General features: G+C 73.1%; 15 protein-coding genes. 9 read left to right on the top strand and 6 right to left on the bottom strand.

Going from position 1 to position 19,248, the window contains the following annotated elements; genetic code table 11:
- Positions 1 to 18: 18 nt before the first annotated feature.
- Entirely contained in the window at positions 19 to 1,320 is a 1,302-nt protein-coding gene (locus QIT00_RS14895) for a pyroglutamyl peptidase (protein WP_282535720.1), read from the top strand.
- A 22-nt stretch (positions 1,321 to 1,342) separates the two neighbouring features.
- Here the strand turns inward: QIT00_RS14895 and QIT00_RS14890 are convergent, their stop codons facing one another.
- Positions 1,343 to 2,266 (bottom strand): EI24 domain-containing protein, encoded by a 924-nt coding sequence (locus QIT00_RS14890; RefSeq protein ID WP_282535873.1) that lies wholly within the window; start codon positions 2,264 to 2,266, stop codon positions 1,343 to 1,345.
- A 157-nt stretch (positions 2,267 to 2,423) separates the two neighbouring features.
- Here QIT00_RS14890 and QIT00_RS14885 point away from each other — a divergent pair, with 157 nt between their 5' ends.
- A complete protein-coding gene (locus tag QIT00_RS14885) occupies positions 2,424 to 4,781 on the top strand; it encodes a M14 family zinc carboxypeptidase (protein WP_282535719.1) in 2,358 nt (785 codons plus the stop codon).
- 86 nt (positions 4,782 to 4,867) lie between these two features.
- On the opposite strand, the gene QIT00_RS14880 is transcribed toward QIT00_RS14885, so the two are convergent.
- The gene (locus QIT00_RS14880; RefSeq protein ID WP_282535718.1) at positions 4,868 to 5,293 is read right to left on the bottom strand and encodes an organic hydroperoxide resistance protein; all 426 of its coding nucleotides are present in this window, start codon (positions 5,291 to 5,293) and stop codon (positions 4,868 to 4,870) included.
- Positions 5,294 to 5,364: 71 nt separating this feature from the next.
- On the bottom strand, positions 5,365 to 6,384 hold the full coding sequence (locus QIT00_RS14875) for an NADP-dependent oxidoreductase (protein ID WP_282535717.1): 1,020 nt from the start codon (positions 6,382 to 6,384) through the stop codon (positions 5,365 to 5,367).
- A 129-nt stretch (positions 6,385 to 6,513) separates the two neighbouring features.
- On the opposite strand from QIT00_RS14875, the gene QIT00_RS14870 reads away from it, so the two are divergent.
- On the top strand, positions 6,514 to 6,951 hold the full coding sequence (locus QIT00_RS14870; RefSeq protein WP_282535716.1) for a MarR family winged helix-turn-helix transcriptional regulator: 438 nt from the start codon (positions 6,514 to 6,516) through the stop codon (positions 6,949 to 6,951).
- Between the two features lie 70 nt (positions 6,952 to 7,021).
- On the opposite strand, the gene QIT00_RS14865 is transcribed toward QIT00_RS14870, so the two are convergent.
- The 3 genes from QIT00_RS14865 to QIT00_RS14855 form a co-directional block, all read right to left on the bottom strand.
- Positions 7,022 to 7,687 (bottom strand): SCO2400 family protein, encoded by a 666-nt coding sequence (locus QIT00_RS14865; RefSeq protein WP_282535715.1) that lies wholly within the window; start codon positions 7,685 to 7,687, stop codon positions 7,022 to 7,024.
- An 88-nt stretch (positions 7,688 to 7,775) separates the two neighbouring features.
- Complete coding sequence (locus QIT00_RS14860; protein ID WP_282535714.1) at positions 7,776 to 9,035, bottom strand: helix-turn-helix domain-containing protein; 1,260 nt, start codon at positions 9,033 to 9,035, stop codon at positions 7,776 to 7,778.
- Between the two features lie 5 nt (positions 9,036 to 9,040).
- Complete coding sequence (locus tag QIT00_RS14855; RefSeq protein WP_282535713.1) at positions 9,041 to 9,193, bottom strand: hypothetical protein; 153 nt, start codon at positions 9,191 to 9,193, stop codon at positions 9,041 to 9,043.
- 295 nt (positions 9,194 to 9,488) lie between these two features.
- Here QIT00_RS14855 and QIT00_RS14850 point away from each other — a divergent pair, with 295 nt between their 5' ends.
- From QIT00_RS14850 to QIT00_RS14825, 6 genes are all read left to right on the top strand, one after another.
- Positions 9,489 to 10,448, top strand: a complete 960-nt coding sequence (locus tag QIT00_RS14850) for a DUF3068 domain-containing protein (RefSeq protein ID WP_282535712.1) — start codon at positions 9,489 to 9,491, stop codon at positions 10,446 to 10,448.
- 374 nt (positions 10,449 to 10,822) lie between these two features.
- Positions 10,823 to 11,995, top strand: coding sequence for a glycosyltransferase family 4 protein (locus tag QIT00_RS14845; RefSeq protein ID WP_282535711.1), 1,173 nt, complete (start codon positions 10,823 to 10,825; stop codon positions 11,993 to 11,995).
- An 86-nt stretch (positions 11,996 to 12,081) separates the two neighbouring features.
- The gene (locus QIT00_RS14840) at positions 12,082 to 12,804 is read left to right on the top strand and encodes a class I SAM-dependent methyltransferase (RefSeq protein ID WP_282535710.1); all 723 of its coding nucleotides are present in this window, start codon (positions 12,082 to 12,084) and stop codon (positions 12,802 to 12,804) included.
- Positions 12,801 to 17,216, top strand: coding sequence for an alpha-(1->3)-arabinofuranosyltransferase domain-containing protein (locus QIT00_RS14835; protein WP_282535709.1), 4,416 nt, complete (start codon positions 12,801 to 12,803; stop codon positions 17,214 to 17,216). Before QIT00_RS14840 ends, QIT00_RS14835 begins: the two co-directional genes overlap by 4 nt.
- Complete coding sequence (locus QIT00_RS14830; RefSeq protein WP_282535708.1) at positions 17,213 to 18,523, top strand: condensation protein; 1,311 nt, start codon at positions 17,213 to 17,215, stop codon at positions 18,521 to 18,523. The genes QIT00_RS14835 and QIT00_RS14830 overlap by 4 nt, the downstream gene beginning before the upstream one ends.
- A complete protein-coding gene (locus QIT00_RS14825) occupies positions 18,520 to 19,248 on the top strand; it encodes a class I SAM-dependent methyltransferase (protein ID WP_282535707.1) in 729 nt (242 codons plus the stop codon). The genes QIT00_RS14830 and QIT00_RS14825 overlap by 4 nt, the downstream gene beginning before the upstream one ends.

Here is a 19,248-nt window from a genome sequence, read left to right as displayed (position 1 = left end):
GCTCACGGAAGGACCCCTGTGACACTGGCACGCGTGCGGCTCGGTGCCGCGATACTCACGCTCTGCTCGCCCCTCACCCTCGGCGCCGCCCCCGCGCCGCAGACCCCCACGGCGGAGACCGCCACAGCGCAGACCGGCACAGCGCAGACCGGCACAGCGCAGACCGGTACGGTCGAGGAGCAGCGCCTCGACCGCGCGGCCCCGCAGGAGATCCTGCGCCGCAGCGGATTCGCCGACGCGGCACCGGACTTCGCGCGCGCCCTGCGCGAGGCGGACTCGTACGCCGAGGCCCGGAGGGTCGTCGTGCGCCATGGAACGCGGCTGTGGGAGCGGGCCGTCGACCGGGTGCAGGGGCGGGCGCCCGTGGCGGACGGGGAGTTGAGCCGGGACGACGACAGGCCGCTCTACTGGGCGCGGCTCGGCATGACGCGAGAACTGCGCGCCCTGGACACCGAGTTCGAGCTGTCCGACTCTCGCCGCACCGCGCTGCTCGGGGCCCTCGAACGGACCTCGCGCGGCCAGGACGACATCCGCTACCCCGCACGCGCCAAGGGCGAGAAGCGGGTGCTGCTCACCGGCTTCGACCCGTTCACGCTGGACCGGGACGTGCGCATCAGCAACCCCTCGGGCGCGGCGGCGCTCGCGCTCGACGGTACGTATGTGCGGACGGCGGACGGTCGGCGGGCGCGGGTGGAGGTGGCCGTGTTCCCCGTGCGCTGGCAGGACTTCGCGGACGGCGCGGTGGAGCGCGCCCTGCGCCCGCACCTGGCGCGCGTGGACGCGTTCACGACGGTGAGCCAGGGCCGGGTGGGCCGTTTCGACGTGGAGCGGTACAACGGGGCCTGGCGGGGCGGCTTCCCGGACAACCTGGACGTGTCGCGCACGGAGACGGTGCCGGTCACCGACCCGGACACGCAGCCGCAGTGGACCCGTACGACCCTGCCGTGCGAGCGGATCGTGGCCGCGGACACCGGGCCGTTCCCCGTGTACGACAACACCGAGGTGACGGAGATCCCGGCCGGGGCGAGCGAGCCGGTGGAGCGGCCGGACGGACCGACGGAGGGGTCGACGGCCCGCGCGGGCGGTGGCGGTGACTACCTCTCGAACGAGATCGCGTACCGCGCGACGCTGCTGCGCGACCGGCTCGGCCTGCGCGACGAGCTGCCGGGCGGCCATGTGCACACGCCGGTGCTGCAGTTCGGCGCGGGCAACACGGACCCGGCGGACGGCACGGTCACGGACCCGGAGTTCGTACGCGACCGGCTCGCGATCGTGGCGCAGGTGCGGGCGATCGTGGGCGTGGTGGCGTCCGAGGGCTGAGCCCCGCGCGGCCGGGCCGGCGCTACTTCGCGTACGGGTTGTTCCGCAGGGGCTGAGGGTGCTGCGGGTGGGGCGGCTGCGGGTGCTGAGGCTGCTGCGGGTGCTGGGCCTGAGGCGGCTGCCCCGGCTTGTGCGGCTGACCGTACGGGCCGGGGGCCTGGCCCTGGACGCCCTGCGGGTTCGGCTGCCGCGGCGGGAGTTCGTTCTCGCCGCGCAGGTCGCGCACCATCAGCGTGGCGCCCGCGACCGCGCCCGGCATCAGGAAGACCGCCACGAACGGGATCAGGAACGACAGCGCGAGCGGCACGCCGAAGCCCCAGGTCATCATGCGGTTGGCGCGCAGCAGCGCGAGCTGTTCGCGGACTTCGACGCGGCGGCGCTGCAGGGCGACCGAGGTGAGTTCCTGGGCGAGGAAGAAGCCCGTCACGCAGAAGCCGATCGCCGGGACGACAGTCTGGCCGAGCACCGGGATGAAGCCGAGGAAGAACAGCAGGACGGCCCACACCACGGCGCGGACCAGGATGCGCAGGCTGTCGCGGGCCGAGATCCACAGCTCGCGCATCAGCGGCAGGCCCGACTCGGGCGCGCTGCCGTCGGGCGACTCGGACTTGTCGACCTGCTCGGACAGCGACTCGTAGAAGGGCTGGCCGACCAGGAGCGTCACCGCGGTGAACGTGATCACCGCGAGGAACAGGCCGAGGACGAAGAGCAGCACCGTGAGGAAGCCGCGGAAGAGGCCGATCCAGGGCGACGACCAGTCGTCGGCGAACGGCGTCGCCCAGGCGATCAGGTCGTCGGCGCCGAGGGCGAGGCCAGTCAGGGCGGCCGCGTACAGGAGGAGGGTGATCAGGCCCGGGATCAGGCCGAAGCCGAGCCAGCGCCCGTGGCCCGCGACCCAGCGCTGACCCTTCGCGAGATATCCAAAACCGGTTCCCAGATCACGCATGGCCATGGGCGACACCCTAGCCGGAGCGTGTCGGCGCCCGGTCGGTGCCCGGTCGGCGAGGGGCAACGGTGCTGTCACGACGGTCAAGTTCCTCTTGTTGGTGAGGAGTTGGTCCGGTAGACCGTAGACCTCCCGTATCGATCTTCCGGAGGTACGTGTGCGCATACCCAGACCCGTAGCCATCACCCTGGCCGCCGCGACCAGCGCGGCCCTGCTCGCACCGCTGGGCGCGAGCGCCGACGCCGGTGGGCCGAGCCCGGTGCGGGACAGCGGGGCGGGCGGGGACGGCCGCGCCGCCACGTCCCCGGCCGCCGCGGCCGAACGGGCCCTGCGGGACACACCGTCGGCGCTGTCGGCGGCCACCGGCGGCTACCCGCGCGAGCAGGTCCTTCCCGCCCAGCCGGAGAACCCCGGCGACAAGTCGGTCAAGCTGGGCCTGACCCCGTACCACGCGATCGCTCCGGCCCTCAACGAGCTGCAGGAGCTGGGCGACCGGGTCAGTGTGGAGATCGCGGGGCGGTCCGCGAAGGGGCACCCGCTGTATCTGGTGACCGTGACCTCGCCCGAGTCGGCGCGTACGGCGCGGGAGCAGGAGCGGATGCGGGAGCTGATCGAGCGCGCGCCCGCGCGGGCCGCGAAGGACCCGCGGATCAAGGCCCGTTACAAGACGCCCGTCTTCATCAACAACAACATCCACGGCAACGAGTGGGAGGGCACCGACGCCGCCCTCGGACTCATCGAGGAACTCGCCACGTCCAAGAGCGAGAAGACCGAGGAGCTGCTCGACCGCTCACGGCTGTACTTCAACGTCACGGCCAACCCGGACGGCCGGATCGCCGGAACCCGCGCCAACGGCAACGGCTTCGACCTGAACCGCGACTTCGTCACCGCGTCCCAGCCGGAGACGCGCGCGATCCGGCAGATCGCCATCGACAAGCAGCCCGCCGTGATGATCGACCTGCACGGGTACGTCAACGGCACCCTGATCGAGCCGACCACTCCCCCGCACGGCGAGAACTACGAGTACGACTTGTTCCTGAAGAACACGTACGCCAACGCCCTCGGCATGGAGAAGGCCGTCAACGGCCTCGGCTACACCGAGGAGAAGGACGGCGTGAAGCCCGCCGTGATCCCGTTCCGGGACCAGGAGGAGGGCTGGGACGACTGGCCGCCGATCTTCACTCCGCAGTACATGCCGTTCCACGGCGCGGTCGCCTCGCACACCATCGAGTTCCCGATGGCCGTGAACAACGAGGAGTACGAGGAGCTGCCGAAGGCCGAGTTGCGCCGCCGCTCCGCGATCAACGTGGACATCGCGGGCGCGGCGATGCGCGCGACCCTAGACTACGCGCGCGACAAGCGGAGTTCGCTGATCGCCGACCAGATCGAGACGTTCCGGCGGGCAGACGCGGGCGAGCAGCAGGTGGAGGTCTCCGAGGAGACCGTGCCGGGCGTGCCGGGGATCGGCTCGGAGGACGTCTACACCACCGCGTTCCCGCGGGCGTACGTCATCCCGGCGAGGGGCCCGGCCGCGGCCCGGCTCGTGAACCATCTGCTCGCCAACGACGTGCGGGTGGAGCGCGCGAGCCACGCGTTCCGGCTCGCGGGCCGTTCCCACCCGGCCGGTTCGTACGTGGTGGACCTGCACCAGTCGAAGCGCGGCATGGCGAACGTGCTGCTCGCCGACGGCCGGGACATCAGCGACAAGGTGTCGACGATGTACGACATCTCCGGCTGGAGCCTCGGCCTGCTGTGGGGCGCGGACGTACGGGCGGTGCCGGAGGGCACGGACCTGGACGTGCGGCGCACGGCGGTACGGAGCGCGGCGGCCGCTGATCCGGGGCGGGGCCTCGACTCGGCCGAGGCGATCGCTGCGGCCAACGCGCGGCACCGGACGAAGGTCGCGGCGGCCGTCACACCGGGTGAGCTGTTCGCGCTGCGGGAGATGCGGTTCGACGTGACGCCGGTGTCGACGGCGGTCCTCAACGACGGCTTCGACTGGAAGGGCACCGACGTACTCTTCGTCTCCTCCGGGCTCGCCCACCACAAGCTGGACGCGGCCGCCAGGAAGTCCCTCGACGGCTTCCTCGCGGACGGCGGCCGGGTCGTGGCACGGGGCGCGGAGGGTGCCGCGTTCAACGCGTCGGCGGAGCTGCTCGACGTGACGGCGGTCGAGGGCAACGAGTCGGCCAACGGCGTGGTGCGGGTGCGGAACGAGGGCTCGCTCACCGAGGGCGCCCCGGCGCACAGCTTCGTGTACTCGCCGGTGTGGTTCACGGGCCTCGGCTCGGGGGTCCGCGTCGAGCAGTCGTACGCGAGCGGGAATCCGCTGGTCGCCGGGCACTGGCGGGCGACGGACGACGGCACGGGCGGTCCGCGGGACGCGGCGGGCAAGGCGTCCGTGGTCAGCGGGCGTGCGGGCGGCGCTCAGGTCGTGCTGTTCGGCACGGAGCCGCTGTTCCGGGCGCACCCGAAGGGCCTGTTCCCGCAGGTCGGGCGGGCACTCATCGGCTGACCCCGGGATACGCGCCTGACCCCGGGTTACGCGCCGAGGGCCGCACTCCACGGACGGAGTGCGGCCCTCGGGTCGTGCGGGGGTCATCAGGCGACGGAGAGGCTGACCTCGATGTTGCCGCGGGTGGCCTTGGAGTACGGGCACACCTGGTGGGCCTTCTCGAGCAGGGACTTGGCGGTGGCCTCGTCCACGGTCGGGATGGAGCCCTTGATCGCGACGATGATGCCGAAGCCCTCGTCGTTGGAGCCGATGCCGACCTCGGCGGTCACGAGCGAGCCCGTGATGTCGACCTTCTCGTTCCGGGCGACGACGCCGAGCGCACCCTGGAAGCACGCCGCGTAACCGGCGGCGAAGAGCTGCTCGGGGTTGGTGCCGTCGCCGGAGCCGCCCATCTCCTTGGGCGGGTTGACGACGACGTCGAGCTTGCCGTCGGTGGCGGCGACGCGACCGTCACGGCCGCCTTCCGCGGTGGCAACGGCGGTGTACTTGACGTCGGACTGCTGGATGGCCATTAGCTGCTTTCCTCCATGGTTGCGCCGCCCGGGCTCGCGCCCACGACCCGGAAACGGTCACTGCTCGAACCTTAACGGGTCGGGTTGACGACCATCTTTCCGGTGTTGTCGCCGCGCAGGACGCCGAGGAAGGCGTCCACGCCGTTCTCGATGCCGTCGACGAACGTCTCGCGGTACTTCAGCTCACCGGAGGCGATCCAGGAGGCGACGTCCTGGACGAACTTGGGCTGAAGGGCCTGGTGGTCGGTGACGATCATGCCCTGGAGCCGCAGCCGCTTGCCGATGATCATGACCATGTTGCGGGGGCCGGGCGTCGGCTCGGTGTCGTTGTAGCCGGCGATCATGCCGCAGACGGTGACGCGGCCGTGCAGGTTGAGGCGGCTGATGGCGGCCTCCAGGTGGTCGCCGCCGACGTTGTCGAAGTAGACGTCGATGCCCTCGGGGGCGGCCTCCTTCAGCTGCTCGGCGACCGGGCCCTTCTTGTAGTTGAAGGCCGCGTCGAAGCCGTACTCCTCGGTGAGGAGCTTGACCTTGTCGTCGGATCCGGCCGAGCCGATGACCCGGGACGCGCCCTTGATACGGGCGATCTGGCCGACCTGGCTGCCCACGGCACCGGCGGCACCGGACACGAACACCGCGTCGCCCTCCTTGAAGGAGGCGACCTCCAGGAGGCCCGCGTACGCGGTGAGGCCCGGCATGCCGAGGACGCCGAGGTAGGCGGAGAGCGGGGCGATCGAGCCGTCGACCTTCTTGGCGTGCTTCGCCGGTACGTCGGCGTAGTCGCGCCAGCCCAGGCCGTGCAGGACGTGGTCGCCGACCGCGAAGCCCGGGTCGTTCGAGGCGACGACCTCGCCGACCGCGCCGCCGTCCAGGGGCTGGTCCAGCTGGAAGGGCGGGACGTACGACTTCACGTCGTTCATCCGGCCGCGCATGTACGGGTCGACCGAGTAGTGCAGGTTCTTCACCAGGATGTGGCCCTCGGCGGGCGCGGCGAGGGGCACCTCACGGAGTTCGAAGTCGGCGTCCGCGGGCCAGCCGTGCGGGCGGGCGACCAGGTGCCAGGCGCGGCTGGTGGAAGGCAGTGACGACATGGGTGCGGCCTCCTGAGACTGAGCAACCCTCGGGATCGCTCCCTGGGTTGCGTAAAACTACTTCAGAACGTGAAACAACCATGCGCCTGGATATTTCATGTTGTCAAGTAAATGGGTACGCTGGTGTGCATGGCCGCATCCCGCACGCCCCGCACCGACCCGCTGACCCTGGAGGTCGTCGAGCTGATCGGCTCCGTGGTGAACCGCTACCACGACGAGTACGAGCGGGCCGCGAGCAAGCACGCCCTGACCGGAGCCCAGGCCCGGGTGCTCGGGCTGCTCTCCCTCGAACCGATGCCGATGCGGCGGATCGCGCAGAAGCTGAAGTGCGAGCCGTCCAACATCACGGGCATCGTGGACCGCCTGGAGTCCCGGGGCCTGGTCGAGCGCCGCCCCGACCCGGCCGACCGGCGCGTGAAGCTGGCCGCGCCGACGGAGGACGGCAAGCGCACGGCGCGCGAACTCCGCGACGGCCTGGACGACTTCGCGCGCGAGCCGCTGGGGACGCTGTCGCGGGAGCAGCGGGTTTCCTTGCGGGATCTGTTGAAGCTGATGTTGGACAGCTGAGCCCATTCCTGGGGCTGCCGCCCCAGACCCGCTGGTCCTCAAACGCCGGACAGGCTGGTATGCGCACCACTTATGCGCACCACCACAGGAAACGGTCGCAGGTCTCCGTGGGCGTGGGTTCCGGTTCCGGGTCCGCCGACCGTGTCTCCGGGGATGGCGTGGGGCGTTCGATCGGTGGGCGGTGCGTGCTCGGTGGGCGTGAACTCGGCTGTTCGGTCGGGGACTTGGTGGCCTTGTCCGGCTTCCCGGACTTCTTCGGGGCCTTCGTCGTCGCGTCCGCCTCCGGCGTGCCGGGCGTCGCGGAGGTGGCGCCCGACGACGCGCGGTCGCCGCGGTCGGTCCGGCCGGTCTCCGCCGCGGTCTGTGTGGGCTGGACCGCGTCCGTGCCCTCCGGGGCGTCCGACCGGGCGGGGGCCGCGCGGTCCTCGGGCTCGGCGTCGCCGCTCAGCTGGGCCGCGCCCAGACCGCCCGCGACCAGCAGGAACCCGGCGCCGACGACGAGGGCGCGGGTACGGCGGCGGCGCCGCTCGGCGTCCCGGCGCCGGGCTCGGCCGGCGGCCCGGCGGGAGCGGCGCGGCTCGTCCGGCTCGTCCCCGCGGTGCGGCGCGATGCCGCCCGCCGCCTCGGCGGCCACCAGCTCCTCGGCGTACCTGCGGCAGGCCTCGGCGGGCGTGCCGCAGCCGGGGCAGGCGAGGGCGCCGTTGAGATGGCGGCGGCAGGGGTGGCAGTAGTCCATGAGTTCGGGAGGCTAGAGGTGCTCCCGTAACGGATGAGGCAGGCGGTGTGAAGGTTGTGTGCCAAGTCCTGCCGTGGCTGGTCAGAGGCTAGGGGGCGTCTCCCCGCAGAGATCGGGGAGACGTCCCCTGGGCCCGGTCCGTCGGAGGGCTCGGGATGCCGCCTCTGAGGCGTTGCGCCCGAAGGACCAGTTCCAGTTCGAAGCGGCGGTCCGGGTCGTCGATCTCGTCGCCCCAGAATTCCCTGATCTGCCGCAGCCGGTAGCGGACCGTCTGCGGGTGGACGCCGAGGCGGGCGGCGACCTCGGGGGCGCCGCCGCGGGTCTCCAGCCAGGCGAGCAGGGTCTCGGCCAGGCGCCGGCCGTGTGCCGGGCCGCAGTGGGCGAGCGGGGCGAGGGTGCGGCGGGCCAGGTCGTTGATCAGCTCCTCGGCCTTGAGCAGGACCAGGGCCTCGGTGTGCTCGATGCAGAACAGCACCTCGCCGCCGGGCAGCAGTCCGCGCTCCATCAGCCGGACCGCGGCCTCCGCCCAGCGCAGCGACTTCGCGGCGTCGACGAGCGGCACGGGCGGCCCGATCGCCCCGGCCCAGCCGGTCATGGCCCGGCGCAGCAGTTCGGGCCTGCCCGCGGCGTCCGGTTCGGGGACGACCATGCGGGGCTGCTCGGACTCCATGTCGAGCAGGACGTCCTGGCCGACGGCGGGGGCGACGGCCTCGCGGGCGGGGCGGAGCAGGACGCCGACGGCCACGCGCTCGGGCGGCGTCCAGCCGACGCGGGCGGCACGCTCGGCGATCGCCTCGGCCGGGTCGGCGCGGTGCTCGACAAGGAGCAGCTCCATCAGCTTCCGCTGCAGTCGCAGCCGCTCCCCCGCCTGTCGGGCCGCGGCTTCGGCGTAGCCGCGTACGGACTGGTCGACGAGGCCGTCCAGATACTCGAAGCCCGCTTCGGCGAGTTCGTACATGGCCGGGGGCGGGATCTCCACGAGCTGGCCGATCTCGGCGAGGCGGCGCCAGGCGAGGCGGACGCCGAGCCGGTAGATGGCCTGCAGCGAGTCCAGGCTGCGGCCGTGCAGCCCCTCGCCGCGGCCGAACTCCTGGAAGACCTCCGGGTGGTAGCGGGGCCGGTCCTCGGTGTGCGCGATCTGCTGGACGAAGACCTCCAGGGCGCGGCGGATGCCGACGAGCGCCATCGGTTCGCCGGAGTCGTTGAGGACGACGGGCAGCTGGGGGTACTCGCGGCGGATCTCGCGCAGGATGTCGTCGGCCAGGCGCGGCACCTCGTCCATGGCGAGGTCGGCGAACCGGGCCATCTTCAGCCGGGGCACCGTCCGCCAGGCGGAGCGTGCGCTCATCGTGGTCAACGTTCCTGCTGCGCCTGCTCGTAGCTGATCAGGGGTGTGTTGGGCTGCTCCGGTGTGGCGCCCAGGATCGCGACGATGCCGAGGGCGGCGCCGACGGCGAGCGCGGAGGCGCAGAGCGCGGTGAGTGCTGCGGCGAGAAGTCGGTGCATGGCAGGTGAGCCTCTCTGTCGGCGACACCACCCGGACCCCGGGCACCAGCCCGCGGCCACCCCCGTCGCCGGTCCCCTCCGGCGGCTGCCCAGTGTCCAGGGTCCATTGACAGTGAGTCAAGAGTGGGCCTACGGTCCCGGCCAGTACCACGGGATCGCCGCCTGCGCTCTGACTCCTTGCTCTCGTGAGCCGCTCACCTCTGCCGTGAGCCGCTCGCGCCTCCTTCAGCCGTTGCCGCTCCCGCCGTGCCCGTACGCCGGTCGAGCGGTCTCTCACCCGCCCTGGAGTGCCCGGATGCGCCGTACCGCCTCGCCTCTCTCGCTGGTCCTCCTCGGGGTCGGCGTCTTTCTGCTCGTGCTCGCCCCGATGCTGGCCTGGTACGTGGAGCCACGGGCCAAGGTCAGCCCCCTCGACATCGACACGGTCACGGTCTTCGAGGGCAAGGGCGCCTACTTCGACACCGACAAGGTCAAGACCGTCAAGGGCGCCGATCTGACGGTGACCCGGCAGGTGCGCGGCGACGTCGCCGACAGCAGCGACGAGCACGCCGTGTGGGACGTGTCCACCTCGGTCGACCCGGACAAGTCGCTGCCCGCGGCCGACCCGCACGACTCGCTGCAGTGGACCACCGAGCGCTGGGTCACCGACCGGAAGACCAACCGCCCCGTGCACTGCTGCGACGAGAAGCCCTACTTCGAGGGCGAGGCCTACCTGAAGTTCCCGTTCGACGTGCAGGAGCGCACGTACCGCTGGTGGGACAACACCCTCGGCGCGACCGTGCCGTTGAAGTTCAGCGGTATGAAGAAGGTCCAGGGCTACGAGGGGCTGCGCTTCACCGGCACCGTGAAGGCCACGAAGACCGGGACGCGGCAGGTGCCGGGGCGGCTCGTCGGGTCGAAGGCGAGCCAGGTCCTCGCCGAGGAGTGGTACGCGAACCACGGCGTGGAGCTGGTCGTGGACCGGCGCACGGGGCGGATCGTGTACGCGCAGATCGGGCCCCGCAAGACGCTGCGCAAGCCGGGCGGGGAGAAGGACGCGGTGGTGCTTCTGGACAGCCGGAAGATCGCGTTCACCGAGGCCACGCAGAAGACCCAGGTGGCCCTCGCGGACAACGACAGCAGCCGCCTGAAGCTGGTCGGCGAGACCGCCCCGCTCGGCGCCGCCGGCCTCGGCCTGGTCCTCGCGGCCGTCGGCACGTTCCTGGTCGTACGGGGGCGGGTGCGGCCGGAGGGCGTGGCCGGGCCGTCGCAGTGACCGCTGGATTACCGCACGAAGTGATGTGTCGGCGGCGGGAACCGAGGGCGAAATTGTCACCTCGGTGAGTAGCCGCATCGAACGCCGGGGCGAAAACTGGCGACCCCCACCCACTCATCACACCGAACGCACACAGCGACACCACAGAGACGACCAGGCGATCCGCACCACCCCGAACGCACGGCACCCGCACATCCCCGCACGCCCGTCCACGCACGGTCCCGCACGTCCGTCCCGCACATCCCCGCACGTCCGTCCCCGCACATCCCCGCATGTCCGTCCCGCACCTTCGTACGCACCGCGCACCACCCCGCCCCGTGCGGTCCGCTCCCCCCCCACATCAGTTCCGCACCCCGAGACGAGTTGGAGCACGGATGCCCCAGCACGTACCTCCCACGCTGCGCGCCCCGGCCGCCCTCCAGGCTGAACCCGTGGACGCTCAGGCCCTCGCCCCCGCACCGTCCGGCGCCCGTCCCCCGCACCCGCGCCGGATCGTGTTCCTGTCCCGCCGCGACCTCGGCAACCCGGCCGCGGGCGGCTCCGAACTCCTCGTCGACCAGCTCGCCGGGGGACTGACCCGCAGCGGCCACCAGGTGACGCTGCTCTGCGGCGGCCCGGCCGCGTACCGCGACTACCGCGTGGTCTCGGCGGGCGGCGACCTCGGGCACTACCTGAGGGCGCGGTCCGCGTTCACCCGCCAGGTGGGCGACTGCGATCTGCTCGTCGAGGTCTGCAACGGCATGCCGTACCTGGCACCGCTGTGGCATCGCGGGCCCACGCTCTGCCTCGTCAACCACGTCCACACCGAGCTCTGGGGCATGCGCTATCCCGGCCCCGCCGCCCGGCTCGGCAAGCGCCTGGAGCACTGGGCGCTCGCCGGGGCGCAGCGCGGCAACCTCCTGGTGGCCGTCTCCCCGTCCACGGCCGACGCGCTGCGCGACATCGGCGTGCCCGGCGACCGGATACGCGTCGTGCACAACGGCGTCGACGACCCGGGGCCGCTCGAACCGCGCTCCGAGGAACCGCTGTTCCTCGCGATGGGACGGCTCGTCGAGTACAAGCGCATCGATCTGCTGCTGCGGCTCTGGGAGCGGGTCCGGCCCGTGACCGGCGGCCGCCTGGTGATCGTCGGCGACGGTCCTGAGCGCGGTCGGCTCGAACAACTCGCGGGCCCCTCCGTGGAGTTCGCGGGCCACGTCTCGGAGGCCGAGAAGCACCGGCTGCTCTGCGCGTCCTGGCTGCTGCTCCACCCGTCCGCGGTGGAGGGCTGGGGCCTGGTCGTCACGGAGGCCGCCACCCGCGGCACCCCGGCGATCGGCTTCGACGTACCGGGCCTGCGCGACTCCGTCGAGGACGGGGTGACGGGGGTGCTGGCGCGGGGGGAATCGTCATTCGCCGCCGCTTGGTGCTCCCTGACGCTGTCCGCGGAGCGGCGTACGGCGATGGGCAAGGCGGCGGCGAGCCGGGCGGCGGACTATCGGTGGGCGAATACGGTGCGCCGGTTCCGTGAGGTGGCCGTCGAGTCCGTCGAGGCAGGGCGACGGTGAGGAACCAGGTGCCAAAATCAGCCCGTCCGGCGCTTGAGGACCGGGGGGCCGGGGGCGGAGCCCCAGCGGCGGCCACCACGGACAAGTTGAAGGACCCCTCGTTCCGAAGATCCCTCACCCTCTTCCGCGCCTTCCTGCGCGAACAGCAGGACCCCGCCCACTGCTACACCCTCCTCGCCCGCGACGCCGCCGACCAGGTCGAGGCGGCGTACGGACCGCTCGCCGGGCGTACCGTCGTCGATGTCGGGGGCGGGGCCGGGTACTTCACCGAGGAGTTCCGGCGGCGCGGGGCGCAGGCGTACCTCTTCGAGCCGGACTCCGGGGAGCTGGGCGAGGAGCCCGCCACCGGGACCGTGCGCGCGGACGGGTATCTGCTGCCGCTCGCGGACGGGGTCGCGGATGTCGCGTTCTCCTCGAACGTCCTGGAGCACGTCGACGACCCGGTGACGTTCCTCAGCGAGATGGTGCGCGTCACCCGCCCCGGCGGGCTCATCTATGTGTCGTTCACCAACTGGTACTCGCCCTGGGGCGGTCACGAGTGGGCGCCCTGGCACTATCTGGGCGCCGACCGCGCCGTGGCCCGCTACCGCCGGCGCACCGGCAGGCGGGCCAAGCACACCCTCGGCGAGAACCTCTTCGCCATCCACGTGGGGCCCACCCTCAGGCAGGTGCGGGCCCGTGACGACGTGAGTGTCCTGTCGGCCAGGTCCCGGTACTGGCCGTTCCTCGCGGAGACGGTGCCCAAGGTGCCGGTGCTCCGCGAGTTCGCCACCTGGAACCTTCTTCTCCTTCTCCGGCGGTGTCCATGACCAGCACGGTCCAGGCTCCACAGCTGCCTCCCCAGGCGCCCCGTCCCACTCCGGGTGCCCCGCCGGGGCCGCCCTCGGGGCCACGGTCACGGTGGTGGCTGGCCGGCTTCTGGGCCGTGGCGTTCGTCCTCTTCGTCGCAGCCGCTCCGGGGCTGATGACGTTCGAGACGAAGCTGGGCGTGGCCACGGACCCGTGGCGGTTCCTCGGCGACCTCGGCGAACTCTGGCAGGACCAGGGCGGGTTCGGCGGGATCTTCAACCAGTACGTCGGCTACGCGTTCCCGTCGCTGCCGTTCTACGGGCTCGCGGACCTCGTGCAGCTCCCGGTGTGGCTGGCGGAGCGGCTGTGGATGTCGCTGATCGTCGCCACCGCGTTCTGGGGCGCGCTCCGCCTGGCCGAGCGCCTCGGTGTCGGCTCGTCCAGGTCCCGGCTGCTCGCGGCGGCGGCGTTCGCGCTGTGGCCGACGTACACCGTGGTCGTGGGCTCGACCTCGGCGGCGGCGCTGCCGGGTGCCGTACTGCCGTGGGTGCTGCTGCCGTTGACGAACCAGGCGGTGAGCGCGCGGGTCGCGGCGCTCAGGTCGGCGCTCGTCATCCCGTTCATGGGCGGCGTCAACGCGGCTTCGGTGCTCGCCTCGCTGCTGCCGGTCGGCCTGTATCTGCTGTCCCGGCCCGGCGGCGCGCGCAAGCGGAAGCTGATCGCCTGGTGGGTGCCGGGCGTGCTGCTCGCCACGGCCTGGTGGGTGGTTCCGCTGCTGCTGCTCGGCGTGTACGGCGAGAACTTCCTGGCGTACGTGGAGTCCGCGCAGACCACCACCGACACGATGTCCGCGACGGAGACGCTGCGCGGCGCCGGCAACTGGGTGGCGTATCTGCACTTCGGTGAGGCCTGGCTGCCCGCCGGGTGGACCGTCGCCACGGCCTGGCTCGCCGTCCTCGGCTCGGCGTTCGCCGCGGCGCTCGGCCTCGCCGGGCTCGCCCGCCGCGATCTGCCCGAGCGGCGCTGGCTGGTGATGACCGTCGCGAGCGTCGCGCTGATCACCCTCGCCGGGTACGGCGGCGCGTTCGGGGCGCCCTTCCACGGGGCGGTGCAGTCCCTGCTCGACGGGGTGTTCGTGCCGTTCCGCAACATCTACAAGTTCCAGACGGGTCTCGCGCTCGCCCTCGCCCTCGGCCTCGCGCACCTCGTGGGTGTCGCCGCCGAGGCCCGCGGCGCCCGTCCGGTGCGCGCCCGCCGCTTCGCCCCGCTGATCGCCGCGGTCCTGGTGCTTCCCGGCCTTGTCCTTCCGTACGTGAACGGCTCGATCCTCCAGCCGGGCGCGTTCAAGGAGCTGCCGGGCCACTGGAAGTCCACGGCGAGCTGGCTGAAGAAGCACGCCCCCGACTCGCGCGCCCTCGTCGTGCCCGCCACCGCGCACGGCATCTACACCTGGGGCTCGCCCATCGACCAGCCCCTCGACGTGCTCGCCGAGTCCCGCTGGGCGCAGCGCGACTACGTGCCGTTCGGCGCGCCCGGCAACCGCCGCGCGATGGACGCCGTCGAGCAGGCCCTGCAGACCGGCGGCCAAGTCCCGGGGCTGCAGGACTACTTGGGGCGTGCGGGCCTGCACCACGTGGTGGTCCGCAACGACCTGGACCCGGACCAGATCGGGTACGTGCCGACGGCCACGGTGAAGCGGACCCTGGAGGCGTCCGGGTACGAGCGCGTGACCGGATTCGGCCCGCAGACCACCGGCGGGCGGATCGCGGACGACACCCCGATCCAGGTCGAGGGCCTCTACCCGCGCTCCCGCGCCGTGGAGATCTACCGCCCCGCCGACGACGTGAAGGAGCCCGGGCGGGCCGGTCTGAAGGCCGTCGCGGACACCGCCGTCGTCAGCGGCGGCCCCGAGTCGCTGCTGCCGCTCTCCGCCGACCCGGCGATGCGGAACCGGCCCGCGGTGCTCACCGGCGACCACCACCCGGGCCTCGGCAAGGCCCCGCTGCAGGCGGTCGGGGACGGGCTGCGCCGCGCCGACACGCGGTTCGGCCTCGTCAACGCCAACACGTCGTACACGTACACGCCCGAGGAGCGGAACCACAGCGGGAGCCTTCAGGACCCCGGCGAGGAGCCGAAGCAGATCCTGCCGACCGAAGGCGTGGAGCATCAGACGACGGCCGCGCTGCGCGGCGCGAAGTCGGTGACCGCGTCCTCGTCCGGAAACTGGCTGTTCCACCTGCCGCAGTACGACCCGGTGAACGCCTTCGACGGCTCGGCGGACACCGGCTGGGCCGAGGGCAGCGCCGGTTCGCCGAACGGCGAGTGGCTGCGCATCGGCTTCGACGAGGCCACCGACGTGCCGGAGCGGATCTCCGTGACACCGCTGCCGCAGAACGGGGTACGGCCCGCGCCCACGAAGGTGCGAGTGGAGACCGAACAGGGCAGCCGCGTCAGCCAGTTGCAGCCGGACGGCCAGCGGCAGCGGATCAACGCCCCTGCGGGGGACAGCCGTTGGCTGAAGGTCACCATCCTGGACACCCAGGGCTCGCGGCCCGGCCTGTCCGGGGCGGGCTTCGCCGAGATCACGGTGCCGGACGTGCAGGTCACACGGATGCTCAGCCTGCCCGCCGACGCCCAGGACTCCGACGCGGAGGCCACCCGCTTCTCGCTGCACCGCGCCGCCGACCCGGGCGGTCTCAACCCGTCCGGCACCGAGCCTGGGCTGCACCGCCGCTTCACCACGGGCACGCCCGGCGCGTACGAGGTGAAGGCGAGCGCCGTCGCGGTCCCGGGGCGCGAACTCGACGAGCTGCTCTACAAGGTGGCGTCCCCCAAGGACCGGGAGCGGCAGCAGAAACAGCTGAAGGCGAGCGCAGGCTCGACCGCGCGGATGGGCGCGAACATCTCGCCGCGCAACCTCACCGACGGCGATCTGACGACGGCCTGGATCGCGGGCGGCAGCGGGAAGAACGCGGTGATCCACCTGCGCTGGCCGGACAAGCAGCCGGTCGACAGACTCGTCCTCGCGGCGGCGGGCGGCCTGTCGTCGCGGCCCACGAAGGTGGAGATCAGCTCCCCGGACGGGGCGACGGTCGCCGCGGTCGACGAGAACGGGCAGGCCCGCTTCGAGCCGATCACCACCGACCGGCTCGACATCACGGTCACGGAGACGGCCCCGCTGACCCTCTACAACCCGGTCGCCGACGAGAAGCTGCAGCTGCCGGTCGGCCTCACCGAGGTGTACCTCCCCGCCCTGGAGGAGTACCGCACGAAGCAGCCCGACCCGGACCGCCGCTTCGAACTCGGCTGCGGCGAGGGCCCGGTGCTCTCCGTCGACGGCACGTTCCACGCGACGAGCGCGAAGGGCACGGTCCGCGACCTCACCGAGCGCCGGCCGATCGAGGTCGCACTCTGCGCGGACGACGAGAAGGACGGCAGCGTCGACCTGGAGAGCGGCACGCATCGCGTGCAGGCCGGGGACGCCGGTCCGCTCGCGATCACCGATGTGACGCTCACCCACGGCACGGTCGCCGCGCCCGCCGAGACGAGCCGCGACGTGTCGGTCGGCGACTGGTCGGGCGACCGCAGGTCCCTGACGGTCGGCGCGGGCCAGGCCTCGTATCTGACGACGTACGAGAACGTCAACGAGGGCTGGAAGGCCACCCTGAACGGCGAGGAGCTGACCTCGGTCAGGCTCGACGGCTGGCAGCAGGGCTGGCTGGTGCCGGAGGGCGCCGGGGGTTCCGTGGAGCTGGAGTACGAGCCCGCGGGCAGCTACCGGGCGGGCCTGATCGGCGGCGCCTTCGGGGTGCTGCTGCTCGTCGGGCTCGTGCTGTTCCGGCGCCGGGCCGCCGGGGGCGACGAGGGCGACGCGCCCGCGCCGCCCGCGCCGGGGCTGCTGCTCGGCACGGTCGTGCTGACCCTGGTGGGCGTGGCGATCGCCGGGCCGTTCGCGGTCCTCGTGCCGGTGCTCGCCCTGGTCGCGTGGTGGCGGCACGCGCTGCTCGTGCCGATCTCGTTCCTGGCGATGGCGGCGGCGGGCGTCACGGCCGCGCTCGACACGGGTTCGGCCCCGGTGGCGGGCGTGGGCGCCTTCTCGCCGACGGCCCAACTCCTCGCTCTGACCGGCCTGTTCGCGGCACTCGTGTCCGTACGGGAGCGGGGCGGGCGGCATCGGAGCGACGGACGGGAGACGCCCTCGGAGCCACCGGACACGACGTCCATGCCCGCGCCGCCGCCCCTGCCCCAACGGCACCGCCCCGACCCGGCCACACCGGCGATGGGCACGCCCACGGCAGGGCCCACGCTCTCCGCCCGCGGCCCCGCCTCCGCACAGGCCGACCCGCCCACGGCCGCCCGGATCGTGCCCCGCAAGCCACGTCTGCGGGCCACGCCTCCCGAGCCCGCACCCGAGTCCGGGGAGGGACGATGACCGCGCTCGACCGTCCCGTACCGCACCGGCACGCGGAGATGCGGCGGCTGCCGTTCCCCGTGGTGGACGAGATCGCCCGGCACTGCCTGCAGGACGAGGAGCCGGAGACCGTCCACATCGAGGTGCACCTGCCGGGGCGCGTCGACCCGGAGCGGCTGACCCGGGCGTTCACCGAGGCGCTCGGGCGCCATCCGCGGATTCTGATGCGGGAGGCGCCCGGGCCCTGGTACCGGCGGCGCTACACCTGGGAGTTGACCGCCGGGCCGGACCTGCCGGTGGTCTCCGTCCCGGAGCCAGGGCCGGACGCTCTGGAGCGGGCCCGGCGCCGCGCCCTGGCCGAGGCGCCGCCCCTGGACGCCTCGCCCCCGGTCCGCCTCGAAGTCGTACGGGACCCCGAACGGCCGGACGGCTGCGTGCTGTTCCTGGTCATCAACCACACCGCGCTCGACGGCCCGGCCTGCCTGCGGGTGCTCGCCACGGCCGCCGAGCTGTACGGCGGCCGGGACAACGCGCCAGCCGCTCCACCGGTGCGCGCGGACGAGGCCGTGCCGCCCGTAGACATGCCGGGCGGGCTCGCGCGGCCGGCCCACGTCGCACCCGGCCGCAGCCCCGAGCCCCGGCCCGGCAACGGCATGCTCGTCGCCGAACTGCCCGTGCCGAAGCGGCCGAAGGACGCCCCGTACACCGTCAACGACCAGCTGATGGTGGCGACGGCGCTGATGATCGCGCACTGGAACCGGGAGCGTGGCCGGGCGCCCCGGCCGATGCGGATCACGATGCCCGTGGACGACCGCCCGAGGGACGCGTCGATGCCCATCGGCAACGGCACCCGACTGGTCGAAGTCCCCTTCGCGGCAGCCGAGTTGGGCGAGGACCGCATCCGGGACCTGCTGCGCACGACATCCCTCCGCACCCGCGCCCTCAAAGCCCTGGACCGTCCGCAGCTCGGCCACGGCGCGGCGCTGCTCACCGCGCCCGTGCTGCCCGTGGGCGTACGGGCCGCGCTGACGCGGGGGCTGCGCCGGGCGGCCGGGCCGTGGACGTCGACGACGCTGCTCAGCAACATCGGCCGCGTCCCGTACGCCCTGGACTTCGGGGACGCGGGCCGGGCGGAGGCCGTGTGGTTCTCCGCCCCGGCCCGGCTGCCGCGCGGCCTGACCGTGACGACCGCGTCCACCGCCGGACGCCTGCACCTCGCCCTGCGCTGGTCGCGGACGCTGCTCGGCCCGGCGGACGGGGCGCGGCTGCGGGACCTGTTCGAGCGGTACCTGCACGCCACCGAGACAGACGAGGGGGTCGGCCCGTGACCGGCACCCTGCCCGCCGGGCTCCGCGACTTCTACGAGGACCCGGCCGTGCCGGTCGCCTCCGGGGACGCCCGCAGCCTGCGCCAGGCCCGGATGCTCGCCGACGCGCTCGGCCCGGCCCGCGCCGCCCCCGCCGTGGTCCTGGACGTGGGCTGCGGCGACGGCACCGCGGCCCGCACGGCGGCCCCGCTGCTCGCCGGGCACCGGGTGATCGGCGTGGACTGGTCCCAGGACGCGCTGCGCCGCGCCCGCACCCACATGACGGACGTCGTACGCGGCGAACTCACCGACGGCGGGCTCCCGTTGGCGTCGGGCAGCGCGGACGCGGTGCTGTTCAGCGAGGTCGTCGAGCATCTCGTCGACCCGGACAGCGCGATGGACGAGCTGCGCCGGGTGCTGAGGCCGGGCGGGCACCTGATGCTGTCCACGCCGAACCTGGCCGCCTGGTACAACCGCGCGCTGCTGCTCGCCGGGGTGCAGCCGGTGTTCTCCGAGGTGAGCCTGCGCGGCATCCACGGCAGACCCGGCACCGAGGTGGTCGGCCACCTCCGGCTCTACACGGCACGTGCCCTGCGGGAGTTCCTCACCGCCTCGGGCTTCCGGGTCGTACGGATGGCGGGCGCGCCGTTCCACGGGGTGCCGCGGCCGCTGCGGGCGCTCGACCGGCTCGCCTGCGCCCGGCCGGGCGTCGCGTCGATCCTGCTCGTCCACGCCGTCAGGACCTGA

The organism is Streptomyces luteolus, from assembly GCF_029968015.1.
Taxonomy (GTDB): domain Bacteria; phylum Actinomycetota; class Actinomycetes; order Streptomycetales; family Streptomycetaceae; genus Streptomyces; species Streptomyces luteolus.
This window is presented reverse-complemented; position numbering and strand designations above follow the sequence as displayed.